Source organism: Micromonospora sp. NPDC047740 (assembly GCF_043204735.1).
GTDB lineage: Bacteria > Actinomycetota > Actinomycetes > Mycobacteriales > Micromonosporaceae > Micromonospora.
In genome coordinates this window covers 237,600-257,024 of sequence record NZ_JBIDCT010000010.1, presented here as the reverse complement: position 1 = coordinate 257,024, position 19,425 = coordinate 237,600, and the positions used below count along the sequence as shown (strand labels likewise).

Genomic DNA, 19,425 nt, shown 5'->3' with positions numbered 1-19,425 from the left:
CGGCTTCGTCGGCCTCGGCGCCCAGCCACCCACCCCGGAATGGGACTCCTGCTCGCCGAGGCCATGCCGTACGTCGAACGCGCCCCCTGGGCCGCGCTCGCCCCCGCCACCGCGCTGGCGCTGCTCGGCGCCTTCGCCGTCACCACCGCCACGACCATCGGGCCCCGTCAGCGCCGCACCGCCGCCCGGCAGTCCACCAGGCAAGCCCCGCCGGCCGACACATGCACTGCGGTTTGAAGGTTCGGCCGAGGATTCCCGGCCGGCAAGCAGAAAAGTCTCAAAGGGCGGGTCAACGATACGGTAGAGGTCATGGCTAACCCTCCCGCACCCGGCCGCTCCCACGACGCCCCGCCGCACCTCGCCGGACCCGCACCGACCGCCGACGAGATCGCCGACCGCATCCTCGCCCTGCCCGAGGTCACCGTCATCGTCGCCGACGAAGCCTCGGGCGCCCCACCCGTGAGCTGGGGATACCGGTTCTTCTTCGTCGGCCCCGACCGCCGCCGGCCGTTCGCCACCCTCGCCGAACACGACATGCCCGGCTTCGACGACAACTCCCACCTCGACCGGCCCGGCGTCTACCGGCTCAACCTCGACCTCGGCCGCGCCGAGTTCGAACGCCACTTCGGCTACCCACCCGCCCAGTTCACCGACCACCGGCCCTCGCTCGACGCCACCACCCTCGACGAGATCCAGCCCCACCCCGTCTACGGCACCCACGGATGGGCGTGCGTCCTCAACCCCGGCATCGCCAGCCTCACCGAGACCCAACGGCTGCTCGCCTATGCCCACGACCGGGCGCTGCAACGACACCGCCGCACCCTCGACCGCCGGCACCGCCCCGACTGACCCCGGTCACGAGGCCGCCTGCCAGTGGTACGTCCACGGCGGCCCCGACCCGACCACCGGCTCCCGCACGTACAGGCCGTCGCCGACCACATCGACCTCACCGGGGTGCAACTCGGCCGGCGGGTCGCCGCGATCGTCCAGCTCCACGGTCGCGGTCCGCCCGTCGGCCGGCCCACCCACGATCGGGACATCAGCTACCTCTCGCATACGTGCAGCATCACGCCCCAGCCCCCGACGACACCCCGAACCGGCGAAGCTCACCCGCCCGATCAGGAATCGTCGCCGCGCCCACCCACCAGCACCGCCAACGCACGATTCGTGCGGTTCGACCGCACCGCCGCCCGCTGCTGACCCGCCGTCACCTCGATGTACGTCTGCGACGACGCCAACGACGCATGCCCCAGCAGCCGCATGATCTCCGCCGCGCTCGCCCCGTCCTCCGCCAACCGCGTCGCGAACGTATGCCGCAACGCGTGCAGCCGCGCCCCCCGCGGCACCCGGTCACCGATCCCCGCCCGCCGGTAGCAGGACTCCACCAGATACTGCAGGCCACCCCGACGCAACGGCTCACCCCGCCGGTCCACCAGCAAGGGCGAGTCCGGCCGTACGCTGCGCGCGCCGAACCGGCGCCGGCGACTGTCCAGGTAGTCCGCCAGCACCCGATCCACACCCGACTCGATCGGCACGGTCCGGGGGCGGCCGCCCTTGCCCGCCACGTCCACCCGCCGCTCGCCGGGCCGGCCGGCCAACGACGCCACCCGCAACGCCAACAGCTCCGACAGGCGCAGCCCCGCGCACAGCGCCAGCGACAGCACCGCCAGGTCGCGCTCGGGCCACGGGTCGCGCTGCCGGCCGTCGTCCCGGGCCACCGCGGCCAGGAGTTCCTCCGGGGTGTCCTCGCCGCGCAGCGGCTTGGGCTGGGGGAGCGGGGTGCGGGGCCGCCCCACCGCCGGCATCGGATTTCCCGGTACGACCCCCTCCGCCACCAGGAAGGTGAAGAAGCTGTTCCAGGTGGACCAGGCCCGATGTACGGAGGCGGCGGCGCGCGGGGCGGCGAACCGGGCGAACGCCGTCCGCATGACCCGGGGGGAGAGGGCGGTGATCGGCAGTTGATCGAGGGGGAGGGGAGTGGTTTCGTCCTCGCTGACCAGGGCCGCGATGGTGGTGAGGTCCCGCCGGTACGCGGCGAGGGTGTGGGGGGAGGGCTTGCGGGTGGCCCGGGCGGTCAGGAACTCCTCGATCAATCGCCCGACCGACTCGTCCGGTTTGTCATGCATAAGGCATATTATGCATGATTTTCGCGTTCGGGTCACGCCGCCAGCAGGGGGAGCAGGGCGCAGCCGCCGGCAGTCAGGCGGGGTCGGCCACGTCGTGCCGGGCTCGGCGGGTCGCCCGCCAGCCGCTCAGCCAGGCACTGGCGACCAGTTCGGCGGCGACGATCCCGAGCCCTGCGACGATGACCTTGCGCCTGTTCACCACGGGTACGGGCGGGGCGGCTGGCGCGGAACGGCCGACCGGCCCCTTGAAGATCATCCGGGCCGCGCCCGCCTGGCTCGCCGAATACCCTGTCAGGGAAGGGCCCGTCGGTCTTACTTGACATAATGTGCATTATCGAATGTCAGCGGAAGCGTGTTCAGGCGGCGTGACGCGCCACCTAGCGGGTGGTCCCTCACCTCGGTTGCAAGCCCTGGTGAGGGACCGCCCGCTCGTTCAGGCAGTCAACAACGGACTTCCTGGTCAGAAGCCCAGGCGGCCGGTGCCCCCCACGACGGGCAGCGTCAGCGCACTGCCATTCAGGTACACGGTGACCTGGCTGCCCACCGCGGCCGCGTCGCGCGCCGGGCGGTTGGACGTCGGGTTCGCGTTGTAGTTGCCGGTGATGACGACGCCGATCCGGTGTCCGGCCGGGATGACGTGCTCGGACGGGAGGGTCTTCCACCGCACGTTGTACTCCTCGCCCGGCGTCAGCGCGTGGCTCCGCCGAATGTCGGGCGAGTTCTTCACGTCGATGTGGCCCCAGGCCAGGACGCGCTCCGGCGTGATCGCGACGCTCGCCTCCATCGGCTCGGCGCACCCGGTCCGATCGGCCAGGTCCGCGGGCTCGCAGGACTCCTGCACCACCTCCAGCGGTTCCTTGCCCGCCACGGTGACGGTCGGTCCCGCGCCGTAGTCGACGAGGAGGGCCGACAGCAGCGCCGTCCCGGCCGTCGTCGACATCCGGACCGCCAGCTCCGGCGTGCCGGAGAGGCGTACGTCCGCAGCGAGCGGTGGGGTCACGTACGCGAGCCGGCCGGGCTTGGTCTGCTCCGCGTTACCGATCTTGACTGCCTGCGACTCGATCTGGTCGACGAAGCTCTGCGAGGGGTTGCCCTTCGGCGCGTTGAGCGACAGGGTGCCCGCCGCGTCGGCCGTCGTCGGACCGAAGCGCAGGTCCACCTTCTCGGCGGCGGCGTCCGGCCAGGTCGAGTGGGTTTCCCAGGTGCCGTCGGGACGCTGGATGTCCGCCATCGGCTCGTCCATGATCCCGTTGGGGATGTCGTACAGCCAGTGGTCCATCCACCTGTGCATGACCGCCTGCCACTCGGGGAGCCGGAAGCTGGTCGGGTTCACGTGCGCGCCGCGGTGGAGCCAGATCTTGCGCGGCATCTGGCGCTTCTCGACCTCACGCCACAGATCGGCGAAGTGCATGGTCTTGACGTTGAAATCGGTGAGGCCGTGCACCATGAACACGGACGTCTCCGCTGTCTTGATCTTGTTGGCGTCGGGCAGGTAGTTCCGCTGCTGCCAGAACGGGGTGAAGTCGGAGGCGCTGGCCTGCTCGGCGTCGCCGAGCCCGGTGATGACCGACTCGCAGGCCGGCGCCGACGCGGAACCCGGTAGCGTCCGGCCGACGGAGACGTAGTCGGCGAGGTACTCGGTGTACCGGAAGTTGACGTTCTCGCTCCAGGTCGACCAGGCGATCCCCTGGTCGTTCACGTACCGGTACCAGCTGGAGATCGCGGAGATGGGCACCACGGTCCGCAGGCCGGGTACGCCCTGGGTGGCGACCGCGTTGGGCAGGGTGCCGACGTAGGACACGCCCTGCATCCCCACGTTCCCGGTGCTCCAGTCGGCGACCGCCGCGCTGCCGTCGTGGTGGAAGCCCGGCGCGCGGCCGTTGAGCCAGTCGACGACCGCCTTGATGCTGATCGTGTCCTCGGGTCCGCCGGTGGTCGGGCAGCCGAAGGACCGTGAGGTGCCCTGCATCTCCACTTGGACGACGGCGTAGCCCCGGGGGACGAAGTACTCGTCCCACCAGCCGGGGAATCCGCGGGTCTTGTCCGGCAGCGGGTCGCCGGGGTCCCGGCCGTAGTAGGGGCTGGCCTCCATGATGGTGGGGACCCGGAGGCCCGCCTTGGTCTCGGCCGGCCGGATGACGTCGACCTCGATCAGATCCCGGCGGCCGTCGGCGTCACTGTCCATCGGCGCCTCGACGTAGACGACCTCCTGGATCGCCTCGGCGTAGGAGAAGACCGGTTGGGTCACACCGTTTTCGATCACGATCCCGGGGGTGTCCGCTGTCGCGCTCGCCGAGGCGGGCGCACTCATGATCACCGCCCCGACGACAGTTCCGACGGCTAGCAATCGCCGTACAACTCCCATGTCCCTACCTCCGTCAGCTCCAGAGACACATGGTTGATACAGCGTGGTCGATATTGATCGAGCGGGTCAATGACCATCCGTAGCGGAGGGCCTCTTGTCCGTTACGACAGATGTCGTGCTGTGCCGACTGTTCCGGCGAGTTCGTCGGCTTCGGCCACCGGTTCCTCACGCGCGCGTCGGGACGTAGACTGCTCGCGTGGTCCCCCTCGAAGCCGTCGCCGCCGCGTACGGTCGCTGGACCACGCCGGACCTGCCGCTGTACGGCAGCGACCACGATCGCTCCGACTTCGCTCCCTGACCGGGCCCGCTCCTGCGCCCACCGTCCGGTCAATTCCCCACCTCCCGGGAGCGTCTCGTCATGCCCGTGTCCGACAACACCCATCTGATCCCGCCCGCGGGCGGTTCCTCCGCAATCCCTCCACGCTCGGCCGACACCTCGGCCGCGGCGGTGCTCCGCGCGCCACGGACCGCCCGGGTCCTGGCCGCCAGCATGCTCGGCCGGATTCCGCTCGGCGCGGCTCCGCTCGCCCTGCTGGTGTTCGCCCGGGAGACGATGACGCTGACCGTCGCGGGCCTACTGGTCGCCGCGTTCACCGCCGGTACCGCGGTCGGGCAGCCGATGCTCGCCCGCATGGCGGACCGTTGGCGCCAGCCGCCGGTGCTGTGGCTGGCCATGACCGCGTCGACGGTCGGTTTCGCGCTCACCGCCGCGCACGTCAATCTTGCGGTGACGGTGTTCGCGGCCGGGCTGGCCGGGGCGGGCGCGCCGCCGTTCGAGTCGTGCCTGCGGGTGCTCTGGCGCGACCTGCTTCCCGCGCACCAGGTGCAGACCGCGTACACCCTGGACATCGCAGTGCAGGAAGTGATCTTTATTCTTGGTCCGGTGGTCACGCTCGGCGCCGTGGGATTGGTCGGTCCGGCCGGTGGTCTGGCCGCGGCCGCGCTCGTGCAGGGTGTCGGCACCGTCTGGTTCGCCACGACCGACGCGGTGCGGCGCTGGCGGGGCGAGCCGGCGCCGCGACACTGGGCGGGGCCGCTGCGGGCCGGCCGGCTGCGGTTGACTCTCGGTGCGCTGTTGCTGGTCGGAGCGGCGGTAGGGAGCGTGACCGTCGCCGTGGCCGGGTATGCCGAGTCGGCCGGAGCCAGGTCCTGGGCGGGCTGGCTGCTGGCCGCGCAGGCGACCGGGGCGTTGGTCGGGGGCCTGCTGTACGTGCGTTTCGCCGGGCTGCGCCGGCACGCCACGCTCCCCCGCGCCATCGGCGTGTTCGCGGTCGGTTACCTGCCGTTGCTGCTGACTCCGGCGCCGGCGGTGATGCTGGTGCTGATGGCGGTCAGCGGTCTCGCGTTGCCGCCGCTGTTGACCATCGCCTTCGTGGTGATCGACGAGGCGGCACCGGCGGGCACGGTGGCCGAGGCGTTCGCCTGGGCGGCGACCGCGTTCTCGGTCGGCAGCGCGGGTGGCGCGGCGGCGGGCGGGGCGCTGGTGGATGCGGTGGGGCGGCCGGTGTTCGGCTTTCTGATCGCCCCGCTGGCCGCTGCCGTGGCCTCCTGGATCGCGGTGGTGGGTCAGCGGCGCCGGCGATCCGTGTCGCCATGAGCGGCCTGCCTTGCCGGGGCGCCTGACCCACTCGGCGGCTTGGGGCGAGATGGCCTTGCTCCCGGCGACGTGTCGCACGGTGACCTGCTGGCGGCAGGGCGTCCTGACGGGGTCGGGTGGCGCGGCCGGGGAGGAAGCGCCCCGACCGTTCGGCTCACGGTTTCGACCGTCCGGCGCGTGGTGGGTTTGGGCGCGGAGTGCGGTGGGGGCATGTAGGGGCGACGTTTCTCGGCCTCTTCCGGGGAGGAAGCAGCATGCTTTCCGCACTCGATCGTCGGCACACCGTCGCGCCGCCGGGGTACAGCCGTTGGCTGATTCCGCCGGCGGCGTTGGCGATCCATCTCTGCATCGGGCAGGTCTACGCGACGAGCGTGTACAAGACCTCGCTGATCGCTCATTTCGGCGCGAGCCAGACGGCAGTCGGGGTCATCTTCAGCATCGCGATCGTGATGCTGGGGTTGTCGGCGGCGGTGGCGGGCACGTGGGTGGAGGCGAGCGGGCCGCGGAAGGCGATGTTCGTGTCGGCGTGTTTCTGGGCGGCCGGGTTCCTGGTCGGTGCGTTGGGCATCGCGACGCGGCAGTTGTGGCTGCTGTATCTCGGGTACGGGGTGCTGGGTGGGATCGGTCTGGGGATCGGGTACATCTCCCCCGTCTCCACGTTGATCAAGTGGTTTCCGGACCGGCCGGGCCTGGCGACGGGGTTGGCGATCATGGGGTTCGGTGGTGGGGCGATGGTGGCCTCTCCCCTGTCCCGGCAGTTGCTGTCGTTCTACGACGCGGGGTACGACCCGGCGAACGCGGCCTCGACGGCGTCGGGGGCGGCGCTGGTGTGGTTGTTCGTGACGTTGGGCGTCGGCTACTTCGTGATCATGATGTTCGGGGTGTTCAACGTGCGGGTGCCGGCGGCGGGCTGGCGGCCGGCGGGGTTCGATCCGGCGCGGGTGGCGGCGAAGCCGCTGGTGACCACGGCGAGCGTGTCGGCGGCGAATGCGGTGAGGACCCGGTCGTTCTGGTTGCTGTGGGTGGTGTTGTTCTGCAACGTGACCGCTGGTATCGGGATCCTGGAGCAGGCCAGCCCGATGATCCAGGACTTCTTCCGCGACGGTGGGACGTCGTCGGTGTCGGTGGCGGCGGCCGGCGGGTTCGTGGGGCTGCTGTCGCTGTTCAACATGGGCGGCCGGTTCGTGTGGTCGTCGACGTCGGACGTGATCGGCCGTAAGCCGATCTATCTGGTGTATCTGGGTGTCGGGATGGTGCTGTATGTGCTGCTGGCCGTGGTCGGGCACGCGGCGACGGCGTTGTTCGTGCTGCTGGCGTGCGTGATCCTGTCGTTCTACGGGGGTGGGTTCGCGACGGTACCGGCGTATCTGCGGGATCTGTTCGGCACGTTCCAGGTGGGGGCGATCCATGGCCGGCTGTTGACGGCGTGGTCGGCGGCGGGGGTCGCCGGGCCGCTGATCGTGAACGGGTTCCTGGACGCCCAGGGCAAGCCGGGGACGTTGACGGCGGCGGCGTATCGGCCGGCGTTGTTCACGATGGTCGGGGTGCTGGCGGTGGGGTTCGTGGCGAACCTGTTGATCCGGCCGGTGCCGGAGCGGTTCCACGAGCCGGCGGCGGGCCGGGACGTGGTCGAGGATGTGGTGGCGGAGAGGAGCGGTACGCGATGAGCGAGGGCAACCCGCGGGGGCAGCAGGCCCGGTTGGTGGTCTCCTGGCTGGTGGTGTCGGTGCTGCTGGGCTACGGGGTGGTGCAGACGGTGATCACCGCGGCGAAGCTGTTCACCAGCTGAGGCCTTAGGACGGGCGGCCCCGGGCAGCACGCCCCGGGCCGCGGGCGCGTGGGTCAGAGGCCGCCGGCGATGCGCAGGACGGCGCCGGTGGTGTAGGAGGCGTCGGGGCCGAGGAGGAAGGCGATGGCGCCGGCGATCTCGTCGGGTTCGCCGGCGCGGCCGAGCGGGATGCGGCCGGCGGCGGTGTCGGGGCGGTCGGGAACGCCGGACAGGGCGTGGATGTCGGTGCGGATGATGCCGGGGGCGACGGCGTTGACCCGGATGCCCTGCGGGGCGAGTTCCTTGGCCAGGCCGACGGTGAGGGTGTCGGTGGCGGCCTTGACGGCGGCGTAGTGGATGTATTCACCGGGGCTGCCGAGGGTGGCGGCGGCGGAGGAGACGTTGACGATGGCGCTGCCGCGGGTCATCCGGCGGGCGGCCTGCTGCGCGCACAGCACGTATCCGATGAGGTTGACGTCGACGACCCGACGCAGGTCGTCGAGGCGCAGCTCGGTGAACGGGCCGATCGGGCTGGTGACGCCGGCGTTGTTGACCAGGCCGGTGAGGGGGCCGAGGTCGGCGGCGGCGTCGAAGAGGGCGGCGACCTGGTCGGGGTCGGTGGTGTCGGCGGGCACGGCGACGCCTTGGCGGCCTGCGGCGTGGATGTCGGCGAGGACAGCCGCGGCGGCGTCGTGGTCGCGGCGGTAGCCGACGGCGACGTGGTGCCCGCCGGCGGCGAGGCGGCGGGCGGTGGCGGCGCCGATGCCGCGGCTGCCGCCGGTGACGACGGTGACCGGATCCACTGTTGCCCCTCCCCTGCTGTGGCTGCTGGGCCGACGTTACCGTGGCCGGCCCTGGCCTGCGGCGGGGAAGATCACACGGGGGGCTGATCTTCCCCGTGTCGCAGCCGGCTGGTATCAAGGCTGCAATCAAACGTGTGTACGGAAGAGGGCGTGTGATGGCGGGCCAGGGTTTGTCCACTGACGAGGTGCAGGGGATTCGGGAGGCGTTGGCCGCGGGCCGTAAACCGAAGGTGGTGTTCACGGCGGCGGCGGGTCAGATGGCGGGTCAGGTCGGCCAGGTGGTGGAGCTGACCGATCCGGAGGTGTCCGAGGAGTTCGTGGTGGTGCGGTTCGGCCGCGACGAGCTGCCCTTCTCCCCCGCCGACGTGGCGATGGCGCCGCGCGGCGCGGGCCGCAAGCCGGCGGAGCCGAAGCCGGAGGTCGAGGAGCCGCCGGCGCCGGCGGAGCCGGAGTTCGTGCTGGACACGCCGCGGGTGCCGGCGCCGCGCCGGGAGGAGCCGAAGGTGGAGCAGCAGGTGGAGGCCAAGCCGGCGCGTCGGGCGGTGAAGGCGGCGAAGCCGAAGAGCCCGGCCGGGCTGACGGTCACCCTGGCGTACGCCGAGGGTGAGTGGACGGTGGCCGCGCAGCAGGGCGCGAAGGCCCTCGCCAAGCCGTACGTGGTGAAGCCGGCGGAGGCGTTGCGGATGGTGGCGCTGGTGGACGTGCCGGGGGTGCAGGAGGCGGTGGAGCAGATCCTGGCGGCGGAGCGGGCGGAGGCGGAGCAGCAGGCGGAGAAGCTGCGTGCGGAGCTGGCGGAGATCGAGGCCCGGCTGGCGGAGCTGCGCGAGGCGCACTAGGGGCCTCAGAGCGCGGCGGTCAGCCGTTCGACCACGGCGGCGGCCGGGCCGGTGCCGGCGTGCCGGTAGCCGGTGCCGGCCCACAGGTGCACCCGGTCGGGGTGGCCGGCGTCGGCGGCCGCCGCGCGCATGCCCCGGGTCAGGTGGTGCAGCTCGGGGTAGCCGAGCGGGGCGGTCGGCTCGTACCGGTCGATGAAGGTGTTGCGCAGGCCCCGCGCGGGTCGGCCGGTGAAGGCGCGGGTGAGCACGGTGCTGGTGCGGGCCGGGTCGGCCAGGGCGTCGCGGTGGGTGCGGCTGGCTCCGCTCTCGTCGGTGCGCAGCAGCAGCGTGCCGACGGCCACCGCGGCCGCGCCGGCGGCGAGCAGGTCGCGTACGTCGGTGGGGCCGGCGACGCCGCCGGCGGCCACCACGGGCAGCCCGGTGGCGGCGGCGACGTCGCGGACGAGTGCTCGGGTGGAGGTGGGCGGGGCGGGCCGGCGTGGGGTGTGGGTGCCGCTGTGCCCGCCCGCCTCGGTGCCCTGGGCGACCAGCCCGTCGACGCCGAGGTCGCGGGCGGCGAGCGCCTCGGCGACCGAGGTGACGGTGACCAGCACCCGGGAGCCGGCGCGGCGCAGCGCCGCGAGGGCCGCCGGGTCGGGCAGCCCGAAGGTGAAGCTGACCAGCGGCACCGGGTGCCGCACCAGCAGGTCGATCTTGTCGGGCCAGTGGTCGTCGTCGTGGACCAGCGGCGCGTCGGCCAGGTCGAGGTCGTACGGTTCGCCCTCGGCGGCGATCTGCCGGGCGTACCGGCGGAAGGTGGTCTCGTCGATCTCGGCGGGGCCGGGCACGAACAGGTTCACCCCGCACGGGGTGCCGGTGGCGGCCAGGTCGGCCAGGTCGGCGGCGACCGCGTCGGGGGTCTTGTAGCCGGCCGGGAGGAAGCCGAAGCCGCCGGCTGCGGTGACGGCCCGTACCAGGGCCGGGGTGGTGGCGCCGCCGCCCATCGGGGCGCCGACGAGCGGGGTCGCGCTGCCGGACAGGCGGGTCCACGGTGCGTCGGTCACTCGGCTCACTGTAGTGCGCGGGGCCGGGGCGACGGGTCGTCCCGGCCCCGCGTGCGGGCTCAGTGTTGTGGGATGTTGGCCACGCCGATGCGCTTGCGGAACACCCAGTACGTCCAGCCCTGGTAGGCCAGCACGATCGGGGTGAACACCACCGCCACCCAGGTCATGATCTTCAGGGTGTAGGGGGTGGAGGCGGCGTTGCTGGCGGTCAGGGTGCCGGCGGCGTCCAGGGTGGACGGCAGCACGTTGGGGAACAGCGCGGCGAACAGGGTCGCCACGGCCAGGCCGATCGCCACGGCGGTGCCGGTGAACGCCCAGCCCTCCCGGCGTACCCGGGCGGCGGCGACACCGCCGAGCAGGGCGAGGGCGGCGCCGGCGGCGAGCACGACGGCGGCCGCGCTGGAGCGGATGGACAGGGTCCAGGCCAGGAAGGCCACCGCCACCACGGCGGTGCCGGCGCCGAGTTTGACGGCGAGGGTGCCGGCGCGGGCGCGGATGTCGCCGGTGGTCTTCAGGGCGAGGAACATCGCGCCGTGGGTGAGGAACAGGCCCAGGGTGGTCACCCCGCCGAGCAGGGCGTACGGGTGCAGCAGGTCGAGCAGGCCGCCGACGTACTCGTGGTCGGCGGAAAGTGGCACGCCGCGCAGGATGTTGGCGAAGGCGACGCCCCAGAGGATCGCCGGCAGCAGCGAGCCGAAGAAGATGGCCTGGTCCCAGCGGCGCTTCCAGGACGCCTCGGGGCGCTTGTGCCGGTATTCGAAGGCGACCCCGCGGGCGATCAGGGCGAGCAGGATCAGCAGCAGCGGCAGGTAGAAGCCGGAGAAGAGGGTGGCGTACCACTCGGGGAAGGCGGCGAACATGGCGCCGCCGGCGGTGATCAGCCAGACCTCGTTGCCGTCCCAGACCGGGCCGATGGTGTTGATCAGGACGCGGCGTTCCCGGTCGTCGCGGCCGAGGACGGGCAGCAGCATGCCGACGCCGAAGTCGAAGCCTTCGAGGATGAAGTAGCCGGTGAAGAGCACGGCGACGAGGAGAAACCAGACGGTGGTCAGTTCCACGATGGGCTCCGGGGTCAGTAGGCGAACGCCAGCGGGCGCTCGGCGTCGTCGGTGTCGTCGTCGGCGGGTTGCGGGGTGAGGTCGGGTACGCCGGCCTTGGCGTAGCGGACCAGCAGCTTGAACTCGACCACGGCGAGGGTGGCGTAGATGAGGGTGAACGCGGTGAACGAGGTGAGCACCTCGGTCAGCGAGACGCTGCGGGACACGCCGTTGCGGGTGAGCATCTCGCCGAAGACGATCCACGGTTGGCGGCCCATCTCGGTGAAGATCCAGCCGAAGGAGTTGGCCAGCAGCGGCAGCAGCGGCATGACGAGGCCGGCGCGCAGCAGCCACCGGCTGGTCGGGGTGCGGCCCTTGCGTTGGGTCCAGAGCACGATCAGGGCGATCGCGGCGGCGGCCAGGCCGAGGGCGATCATAAAGCGGAAGCTCCAGTAGGTGACCGGGATGATCGGGGTGTAGCTGCCGGCGCCGTACTGGGCGGCGTACTGGGCCTGCAGGTCGTTGATGCCCTGCACGGTGCCGTTGGGGTCGCCGGTGCCGAGGAACGACAGCAGGTACGGGATCTTGAGGGCGAAGACCTCGCGGCTGCCGTCGAGGCTGCCGACGGTGAGTACCGAGAACGAGGCGGGGCTCTCGGTGGTGTAGAGGCCTTCGGCGGCGGCCATCTTCATCGGCTGCACCTCGGTCATGATCTTGCCTTGGATGTCGCCGGTGAACAGCACCGCCGCGGAGGCGACGAGCACCACCCAGGAGCCGAATTTGGTGGCGAAGCGGTAGGCGTCGGTGTCGGCGCTGCCGCGGTTGCGGATGAGGTGCCACAGGCCGACGGCGACGATCAGCGACCCGGCGACCAGGAACGCCCCGGCCAGGGTGTGCGGGAAGGTGATCAGGGCGACCTTGTTGGTGAGCACCGCGAAGAAGTCGGTCAGTTCGGCGCGGCCGGTGCTCGGGTTGACCCGGTATCCGACGGGGTTCTGCATGAAGGAGTTCGCGGCGAGGATGAAGTACGCGGACAGGTTGGTGCCGATCGCGGCGGCCCAGATGGCGGCCAGGTGCAGCCGCTTGGGCAGCCGGTCCCAGCCGAAGATCCACAGCCCGATGAAGGTCGACTCGAGGAAGAACGCGACGAGGGCCTCGATGGCCAGCGGCGCGCCGAAGATGTCGCCGACGAAGCGGGAGTAGTCCGACCAGTTCATGCCGAACTGGAACTCCTGCACGATGCCGGTGACCACGCCCATCGCGAAGTTGATGAGGAAGAGCTTGCCGTAGAACTTGGTGAGCTTGAGGTACCGCTCCTTGCCGGTGCGGTGCCACATGGTCTGGAGGATCGCCACCAGCACGGACAGGCCGATGGTCAACGGCACGAAGAGAAAGTGGTAGACGGTGGTGACACCGAACTGCCAGCGGGCGACGTCCAACGCGTCCACTGAAACCCCCAGCTGTGCGTACTACGGGACGTAGTAAATACTACTCGGCGTCGTAGACGAATCGGCAGGGCCGGCGGTCCCGAACCGGCCCGGGACCAATGACCTTGATCACCTGTGCCGCACGGCCCGGGATCGGGTCTCGCGCCCACCCCGACGCGTGCGACCATCCAGCACTGATGGAGACCCCGACCACCCCTTGGCGGGCGCCGCTGCTGTGGCGCGCCGCGCAGCTGCTCGCCCGCGTCGTCGTCGGCCTGCTCGGCCGCCTCGAGGTCACCGGCGAGGTGCCGGCCGGCCTGCGCCACGGGCCGCTGATCCTGGCCGCCAACCACATCAACCCCTTCGACCCCGTGGTCCTCGCCGCCGCCTGCCGGGCCCGGGGCGTCGCCCCGCGGATCATGGCCACCGGCGGGCTGTTCCGCGCCCCGGTGCTCGGCCCGCTGATGCGCCGCGCCGGGCACATCCGGGTCGACCGGGGCACCAGCGCCGTGCACCAGTCCCTGGAGGCCGCCGCGGCGGCCGTGGCCGGCGGTTCGGTGGTGCTGCTCTACCCGGAGGGGCGCATCGGGCTGGACCCCGGGATGTGGCCCGAACGCGGCAAGACCGGCGCCGCCCGGCTCGCGTTCGCCAGCGGCGCCCCCGTCGTGCCGGTCGCCCAGTGGGGCTCCCACGAGGTGCTGCCGTACCGGGCGCCCAAGGGCCTGCTGCGCGCCGTCGCCCGGGCGGTCGTGCGGCGACCGGTGATCCGGGTGCACTTCGGCACCCCGGTGGTCCTGAGCCACCTGAATCCCGGCACGCCCGGAGCCGCCCGGCGGGCCACCGACCGGATCATCGACGCGATCACCGACAACCTGGCGCGGCTGCGCCCCGACGAGCCGTACTGGCCCCGCCACGTGGACCCCGGCCGCCCGGCCGACACGGCTCGCGCCCACCGTCGCCGCCGGCCGGGCCGGTGACCGCGCGCGTGAGCGCCCGGGGCCGCAGGGGTCAGGTGGCGGCGGCCAGCCGGGCGTCGAGCGCGGCCAGGTCGGGCAGGAACCAGACGTGGTCGTGGCGGTTGGACTCGGCCACCAGCGCCCGCAGTGCCGCGCTGGCCGCGAGGTGCCGGGTGATGTCCCCGACCACGACCAGCCGCAGCCGGTAGTTCACGAACTTCTGCATGATCTCCCCGGCGAAGCGGGTGCCGAGGGAGAAGAAGCGCGGGTCGAGCCGGTCCGCCGGCACGGCCACCACCTCGGCGCCGCCGAAGGCCGCACCGCCGATCAGGTCGAGGGCCTCCTGCGTGGTGGTCACCGGCGGGCCCGCCGGGTCGCACACCAGCACCGCCACCCCGGCCCGCTCCTGCAGCACGTCAGGCATCCCGGACCTCCCCCGCGAGCAGGCCGTTGCCGCCCTGCAGGACCGCGTCGAGCAGGCGCAGCAGCTCGGCGGTGGCAGCGGCGTCGCCCAGCACAATGATCTTCATACGGTGGCGCTCCTCGTCGTGGACGGTCTGGACGCGCAGCGGGCGCGTCGGGTCGTGGCCGGTGTTGACGCCGGCGAGCACGAGCGTGGCGAGCCGGTCGGCGGCGGCCCGGTCGACGCCGTCGACCTGCACGATGCTCGACACCTCCAGCGCCGGCGTACCGGTGGGCGGCGCCGGCGCGGGCCGCCCGGTCAGCGCGTCGAGGTCGGCGCGGGAGATCCGGTACTGCTTGCCGATCCGCGCCGCGCGCAGCCGGCCGGCGCGGATGTAGCCGCGCACGGTGCGTACGTGCAGCCCGAGCAGCTCGGCCACCTGCTCGACCGAGTACATGTCATTACTCATCGTGCCCCATCTTAGGCATGATGGGGAAGGATAGGGAAGTTCGTTGGGGCGACGTCGGCCGGTCACCGGGACGCCACCGAGGCCCGGCATACTTCCGGCGTGCAGCCCCGTCACGGCTACCTGGACGCCCCCGCACCGCTGGCCTTCGCCCACCGCGGCGGCGCGGCCGACGGCGACGAGAACACCGCCGCCGCGTTCGCCCGGGCCGTCGCCCTCGGCTACCGGTACGTGGAGACCGACGTGCACGCCACCGCCGACGGCGTGGCGGTGATCTTCCACGACCCCACCCTGCGCCGGGTCACCGGCGAACGGGGCCGCATCGCCGACCTGCGCTGGGCCGACCTCGCCTCGATACGCGTCGGCGGCGCCGCCCTCGTGCCCCGCCTCGACGAGGTGCTCGCCGCCTGGCCGGAGGTCCGGTTCAACATCGACGTCAAGGCCGACGGCGGCGTCGCACCGACCGTCGACACGGTCACCCGGGCCGGCGCCGGCGGCCGGGTGCTGCTCGCCTCGTTCAGCGACGCCCGGCTGACCCGGCTGCGTGCCCTCGCCGGGGCGAAGGTCGCCACCAGCCTCGGCATGCGCGGGGTGGCCCGGCTGCGGATGGCCTCCCTGCACGGGCGGTCGCTGCGGCTGCCCCCGTCCGTGGTCGCCGCCCAGGTGCCCGTCCGGTACGGGCGCATCCCCGTGGTCGACCGGCGGTTCCTCGCGTACTGCCACCGGATCGGGTTGCAGGTGCACGTCTGGACGATCGACGAACCTGCCGACATGCACGACTTACTTGATCTTGGTGTGGATGGCATCATGACCGATCACGTCGGCGTGCTGCGCGACGTCTACCGCAGCCGCGGCCACTGGGCCGCCTGAGACGAAGGACCCCGATGGCCGAAACGGTCACCCCCGCCGTCGCCGAGCCCGCCCAGCCGGGCAGCACCCGCCGCGAGCGCACCGGCTGGTACTTCTACGACTGGGCGAACTCCGCCTTCCAGACCACCGTGATCACGGTGTTCCTCGGGCCGTTCCTCACCACCGTCACCGAGCTGGCCGCCGGCTGCGAGCTGGGCGCCGACAGCTGCCACGGGTACGTGCACCCGCTGGGCATCCGGGTCGCCGCCGGCTCCTACTACCCGTACCTGATCTCGCTGTCGGTGTTCCTCACCGTGTTCGTGCTGCCGGTGATCGGGGCGATCGCCGACCGGTCGGCGCACAAGAAGCAGCTGCTGGCCGCCGCGGCGTTCACCGGAGCCGGGGCGACCATCGTGTTCGCCTTCGTCACCGGCGAGCGGTACCTGCTCGGCGGGGCGCTGTTCCTGATCGCCAACATCTCCTTCGGCGCGGCCGTCGTCGTCTACAACTCGTTCCTGCCGCAGCTCGGCGGCCCCGACGACCGCGACGCCATCTCCAGCCGCGGCTGGGCCATCGGCTACCTCGGCGGCGGGCTGCTGCTCGCGCTGAACCTGGTCGCGGTCAGCATGCTCAGCGAGGAGGGCAACCCGCAGCGCACCCTGGACCTGGCCCGCTGGTCGATCGTCTCGGCCGGCGTGTGGTGGGCCGCGTTCACCCTGCTGCCGCTGCGCTGGCTGCGCGAACACCCCACCGCCGCGGCGCTGCACGCCGGCGGCAACGTGCTGACCGACGGGTTCAAGCAGCTCGGCCGCACCCTGCGGGAGATCAAGGCGTACCCGCTGACGCTGTTCTTCCTGCTCGCCTTCCTAATCTACAACGACGGCATCCAGACCGTCATTACCCTGGCCAGCCAGTACGGCACCGAGGAGTTGAAGCTGGAGCAGGGCACCCTGATCGTGACGATCCTGCTGGTGCAGTTCCTCGCCTTCGGCGGCGCGCTCGCCCTCGGCGCCCTCGCGCGGCGCATCGGCGCCTGGAAGACCGTGCTGCTGTCCCTGGTGCTGTGGACCGCCGTGATCATCGCCGCGTTCCGGCTGCCCGCCGAGGCGCCGCTGCCGTTCATGGTGCTCGGCGGCTGCATCGGGTTGGTGCTCGGCGGCAGCCAGGCGCTGAGCCGGTCGCTGTTCAGCCAGCTCATCCCCGCCGGCAAGGAAGGCGAGTACTACGGCTTCTACGAGATCAGCGACAAGGGCACCAGCTGGCTCGGGCCGCTCGCCTTCGGGCTGGTGTTCCAGCTCACCGCCTCGTACCGGGTGGGCCTGGTCTCCCTGCTGATCTTCTTCGTGCTCGGGTTCGCGCTGCTCGCCGCGGTGCCGATCCGCCGGGCCATCGTCGCCGCCGGCAACACCCCGCCCCGGGTGCTGTAGCCCGGGCCGGACGCGCGGGCCGGGCACGACATCCCGGCCCGCGCACCAGCAAGATCCTCTCGCGTCGATGGACTAGGCTGCCCCGACGTGACCGACAACGCCGCCGCCCCGATCTGCCTGGCCCGGCCCCTCTCCGGCCCCGGCACCGACCGTGCCGGTGGCTGCGCCGCCGCCCGTGGCGGCGACGGGCGGCCGCTGCACGCCGCCGCGCTGAAGTTCTTCTGGGGGCCGATGGACTGCGGCAAGTCCACGATGGCCCTGCAGATGAACTACAACCACGCCCGGCAGGGCCGCCGCGGCCTGGTCACCACCCGCATCGACCGGTCACTCGGCCCGCAGGTCACCACCCGCATCGGCCTGGCGCACGCCGCCATCGAGGTCACCGACGAGCTCGACCTGCGCGATCTGGTCCGCGACGCGCTCGCCGACGGGGTACGCGTCGACTACCTGATCTGCGACGAGGCCTCCTTCTACAACCTGGAGCATGTCGAGCAGATGGCCGAGCTGGTCGACGAGTACGACGTCGACGTGTACGCGTTCGGCCTGGCCACCGACTTCCGCTCCTGCCTCTTCCCGGCCGCGCAGCGGCTGTTCGAACTCGCCGACGAGGTGGCCCGGATCCAGGTCGAGGTGCTCTGCTGGTGCGGCCGGGAAGGGCTGCTCAACGCCCGGGTCGTGCACGGGCGGGTGGTCCGCGAGGGCGAGCAGGTCGTCATCGGCGACACCGTGGACGACGCCGACGTGCGCTACCAGGTGCTCTGCCGCCGGCACTACCGCTCCGGGGACCTCGGCCCGCGCGCCTGAGCGCTCGGCCGTCACTCCGTCGGCACGTCCACGCCCGACACGGCGTCGACGAGGTAGACCTGCTGTCCCGCCCGCGGGTCGCGAGCGTGGAGGGTGTGGCACATCGGCGAGAACGGGCCGCCGAGGTCGACGACCGACGCGCCGGCGCCCGTGACGGCCCGCTCCAGCCGCGGCGGGGCGGTGAGGTCGATGCGGGTGACCACGCCGGGTGTGACCCACACCGGAATGCCGTCCAACGACCCGGACAGCTGCAGGTGGTAGTGCCCGCAGAGAACTGCCCGCACGTCGCCACCGGCAACGGCCGCGGCGAACTGCTCGGCGTTGCGCAGGTTGACCGAGCCCATCAGCGGCGACGAGTGCAGCGCGATCGGCGGGTGGTGCAGCACGACGACCGTGCCCGCCTCGGCGGGCCGGGCCAGCACTGACCGCAGCCAGCGCAATTGCTCGGCACCGACCACGCCGTGCACCGCCCCGGGCACCAGGCTGTCCAGCGTGATCACCCGCAGCCCGCGGATCACGCTCACGGCCGCCCGCTCGTCGGACCCCAGGTCGGCTGGCTCACCCATGTCGGTGCCGTCCGCGGCCAGGTGACCGGTGCCCAGCACCTTCGCGAACGACTCGCGGGTGTCGTGGTTGCCGGGGCAGTAGACGTGCGGGATCCCCCTGTCCCGTGCGAAGTGGCCGACCCTCGCCCGCACGGCGGCACAGCCGGCGACGGACCCGTCGTCGGCGATGTCCCCGCTCACGACCACCAGGTCGATGCCTGGCACGAAACGCGCGTCGTGGAGGATGCGATCGAGGGCGGCCAGGGCATCCACGCCGTCCTCGTCGACGCCGCTCGCCGTGACGTGGGTGTCAGACAGGTGCAGGATCCGATGACGACCGGCCGAGGCGATGGGCATGTGCTTCCTCATCTCGTTGATGAGGGCACCCAGGCGGTCGACGCCCCCGATCCGCACTCCCCGGTGGTGACCCACCTTCGCCAGTCGTGGTGCCGACACCATAGGGCACCGCCGCCCACCGTGTCGTCCCCGGCTGCGGCGTCAGAACGGGTCCCCGCACACCCGCCACTTGCCGTCCTCCTGCACCACCCGCAGGCTGCGCTCCTCGCTGGCGCCGCCGTCGCGGGTCAGCCGCGCCTTCACCGTGGCGCGCGGGATGCCGCGTTCGGTGGCCACCGACACGTCGGTGATCTCGTAGCCGCTGATCTGCGGCGGGGTGCGCACCCAGCTGCCGAAGCCGACCGCGCTCCACCGGCTACGCGCGTCCCGGCACAGCTTCTGGTAAGCCTTGTCGGTGTCTCCCGACGCCACCTCCCGCAGGAACGCGTCGGCGGTGTCCCGGACCGGGCCGTTGGCCTGCAGCATCATCTGCACGTTCCAGACGCCCAGACCGGCCACGCCGATCAGGCACAGGCCCAGTCCGAGGCCGGCCAGCACCAGACCGCTGCGGACCGGCCGGCGGGGCCGGGCCGGCCGGCTCCACGCCTGCTCCTTGCCCATCGGGATCGACCGTATG

The 19,425-nt window shown here is 72.2% G+C and carries 22 protein-coding genes and 1 riboswitch; of the genes, 10 read left to right on the top strand and 12 right to left on the bottom strand.

Translation table 11 applies throughout. The annotated features are described in order from the left end of the window. Positions 1–39: 39 nt before the first annotated feature. On the top strand, positions 40–237 hold the full coding sequence (locus ACGF4F_RS20700; protein WP_393079347.1) for a hypothetical protein: 198 nt from the start codon (positions 40–42) through the stop codon (positions 235–237). A 72-nt stretch (positions 238–309) separates the two neighbouring features. After that, positions 310–849 carry a DUF6194 family protein gene (locus ACGF4F_RS20695; RefSeq protein ID WP_357438642.1) on the top strand — a complete coding sequence of 180 codons (540 nt, stop codon included), beginning with the start codon at positions 310–312 and terminating at the stop codon, positions 847–849. 6 nt (positions 850–855) lie between these two features. On the opposite strand, the gene ACGF4F_RS20690 is transcribed toward ACGF4F_RS20695, so the two are convergent. The 4 genes from ACGF4F_RS20690 to ACGF4F_RS20675 all read right to left on the bottom strand — a co-directional run bounded on the left by ACGF4F_RS20690 (position 856) and on the right by ACGF4F_RS20675 (position 4,389). Further along, positions 856–1,056 (bottom strand): hypothetical protein, encoded by a 201-nt coding sequence (locus tag ACGF4F_RS20690; protein WP_357438645.1) that lies wholly within the window; start codon positions 1,054–1,056, stop codon positions 856–858. 62 nt (positions 1,057–1,118) lie between these two features. Beyond that, complete coding sequence (locus tag ACGF4F_RS20685; RefSeq protein WP_393079233.1) at positions 1,119–2,126, bottom strand: tyrosine-type recombinase/integrase; 1,008 nt, start codon at positions 2,124–2,126, stop codon at positions 1,119–1,121. A gap of 73 nt (positions 2,127–2,199) precedes the next feature. After that, positions 2,200–2,325: a hypothetical protein gene (locus ACGF4F_RS20680; RefSeq protein ID WP_393079230.1), complete on the bottom strand. Its 126-nt coding sequence runs from the start codon at positions 2,323–2,325 to the stop codon at positions 2,200–2,202. Positions 2,326–2,586: 261 nt separating this feature from the next. Next, a complete protein-coding gene (locus ACGF4F_RS20675) occupies positions 2,587–4,389 on the bottom strand; it encodes a CocE/NonD family hydrolase (RefSeq protein ID WP_393079227.1) in 1,803 nt (600 codons plus the stop codon). 460 nt (positions 4,390–4,849) lie between these two features. Here ACGF4F_RS20675 and ACGF4F_RS20670 point away from each other — a divergent pair, with 460 nt between their 5' ends. The 3 genes from ACGF4F_RS20670 (at position 4,850) to ACGF4F_RS20660 (ending at position 7,877) form a co-directional block, all read left to right on the top strand. Continuing rightward, positions 4,850–6,088 carry an MFS transporter gene (locus ACGF4F_RS20670; protein WP_393079224.1) on the top strand — a complete coding sequence of 413 codons (1,239 nt, stop codon included), beginning with the start codon at positions 4,850–4,852 and terminating at the stop codon, positions 6,086–6,088. 254 nt (positions 6,089–6,342) lie between these two features. Beyond that, entirely contained in the window at positions 6,343–7,755 is a 1,413-nt protein-coding gene (locus ACGF4F_RS20665) for an OFA family MFS transporter (RefSeq protein ID WP_357438656.1), read from the top strand. Next, positions 7,752–7,877 carry a hypothetical protein gene (locus tag ACGF4F_RS20660; RefSeq protein WP_274534520.1) on the top strand — a complete coding sequence of 42 codons (126 nt, stop codon included), beginning with the start codon at positions 7,752–7,754 and terminating at the stop codon, positions 7,875–7,877. Before ACGF4F_RS20665 ends, ACGF4F_RS20660 begins: the two co-directional genes overlap by 4 nt. Positions 7,878–7,930: 53 nt before the next feature. Here the strand turns inward: ACGF4F_RS20660 and ACGF4F_RS20655 are convergent, their stop codons facing one another. Beyond that, complete coding sequence (locus ACGF4F_RS20655) at positions 7,931–8,659, bottom strand: SDR family NAD(P)-dependent oxidoreductase (RefSeq protein ID WP_393079221.1); 729 nt, start codon at positions 8,657–8,659, stop codon at positions 7,931–7,933. 155 nt (positions 8,660–8,814) lie between these two features. On the opposite strand from ACGF4F_RS20655, the gene ACGF4F_RS20650 reads away from it, so the two are divergent. After that, a complete protein-coding gene (locus tag ACGF4F_RS20650) occupies positions 8,815–9,495 on the top strand; it encodes a hypothetical protein (protein ID WP_357438662.1) in 681 nt (226 codons plus the stop codon). A 5-nt stretch (positions 9,496–9,500) separates the two neighbouring features. Here ACGF4F_RS20650 and ACGF4F_RS20645 read toward each other — a convergent pair whose 3' ends face one another. From ACGF4F_RS20645 to ACGF4F_RS20635, 3 genes are read right to left on the bottom strand one after another with little or no spacing between them, the layout of a single operon-like run. Continuing rightward, positions 9,501–10,538: an NAD(P)H-dependent flavin oxidoreductase gene (locus ACGF4F_RS20645; protein WP_393079218.1), complete on the bottom strand. Its 1,038-nt coding sequence runs from the start codon at positions 10,536–10,538 to the stop codon at positions 9,501–9,503. Positions 10,539–10,597: 59 nt separating this feature from the next. Then, positions 10,598–11,596: a cytochrome d ubiquinol oxidase subunit II gene (gene cydB / locus ACGF4F_RS20640; protein ID WP_393079215.1), complete on the bottom strand. Its 999-nt coding sequence runs from the start codon at positions 11,594–11,596 to the stop codon at positions 10,598–10,600. Positions 11,597–11,610: 14 nt separating this feature from the next. Next, a complete protein-coding gene (locus tag ACGF4F_RS20635; RefSeq protein WP_357438671.1) occupies positions 11,611–13,023 on the bottom strand; it encodes a cytochrome ubiquinol oxidase subunit I in 1,413 nt (470 codons plus the stop codon). 176 nt (positions 13,024–13,199) lie between these two features. On the opposite strand from ACGF4F_RS20635, the gene ACGF4F_RS20630 reads away from it, so the two are divergent. Then, positions 13,200–13,979 (top strand): lysophospholipid acyltransferase family protein, encoded by a 780-nt coding sequence (locus tag ACGF4F_RS20630; protein ID WP_357438674.1) that lies wholly within the window; start codon positions 13,200–13,202, stop codon positions 13,977–13,979. Between the two features lie 31 nt (positions 13,980–14,010). On the opposite strand, the gene ACGF4F_RS20625 is transcribed toward ACGF4F_RS20630, so the two are convergent. Together ACGF4F_RS20625 and ACGF4F_RS20620 are read right to left on the bottom strand one after the other, a co-directional pair. Continuing rightward, positions 14,011–14,382 carry a DUF4180 domain-containing protein gene (locus tag ACGF4F_RS20625; RefSeq protein ID WP_357438677.1) on the bottom strand — a complete coding sequence of 124 codons (372 nt, stop codon included), beginning with the start codon at positions 14,380–14,382 and terminating at the stop codon, positions 14,011–14,013. After that, positions 14,375–14,830: a helix-turn-helix domain-containing protein gene (locus tag ACGF4F_RS20620; RefSeq protein WP_357438680.1), complete on the bottom strand. Its 456-nt coding sequence runs from the start codon at positions 14,828–14,830 to the stop codon at positions 14,375–14,377. Before ACGF4F_RS20620 ends, ACGF4F_RS20625 begins: the two co-directional genes overlap by 8 nt. Positions 14,831–14,929: 99 nt before the next feature. Here ACGF4F_RS20620 and ACGF4F_RS20615 point away from each other — a divergent pair, with 99 nt between their 5' ends. The 3 genes from ACGF4F_RS20615 (at position 14,930) to ACGF4F_RS20605 (ending at position 17,907) form a co-directional block, all read left to right on the top strand. Beyond that, entirely contained in the window at positions 14,930–15,697 is a 768-nt protein-coding gene (locus ACGF4F_RS20615; protein WP_357438683.1) for a glycerophosphodiester phosphodiesterase family protein, read from the top strand. Positions 15,698–15,711: 14 nt separating this feature from the next. After that, the gene (locus ACGF4F_RS20610; protein ID WP_393079210.1) at positions 15,712–17,103 is read left to right on the top strand and encodes an MFS transporter; all 1,392 of its coding nucleotides are present in this window, start codon (positions 15,712–15,714) and stop codon (positions 17,101–17,103) included. An 87-nt stretch (positions 17,104–17,190) separates the two neighbouring features. Continuing rightward, complete coding sequence (locus ACGF4F_RS20605; protein WP_357438688.1) at positions 17,191–17,907, top strand: thymidine kinase; 717 nt, start codon at positions 17,191–17,193, stop codon at positions 17,905–17,907. A gap of 11 nt (positions 17,908–17,918) precedes the next feature. On the opposite strand, the gene ACGF4F_RS20600 is transcribed toward ACGF4F_RS20605, so the two are convergent. Next, positions 17,919–18,821, bottom strand: coding sequence for a metallophosphoesterase family protein (locus tag ACGF4F_RS20600; RefSeq protein WP_393079207.1), 903 nt, complete (start codon positions 18,819–18,821; stop codon positions 17,919–17,921). Between the two features lie 8 nt (positions 18,822–18,829). Continuing rightward, positions 18,830–18,907, bottom strand: a riboswitch (ZMP/ZTP riboswitch). A 43-nt stretch (positions 18,908–18,950) separates the two neighbouring features. Next, on the bottom strand, positions 18,951–19,409 hold the full coding sequence (locus ACGF4F_RS20595; protein WP_357438693.1) for a hypothetical protein: 459 nt from the start codon (positions 19,407–19,409) through the stop codon (positions 18,951–18,953). Between the last annotated feature and the right edge of the window lie 16 nt (positions 19,410–19,425).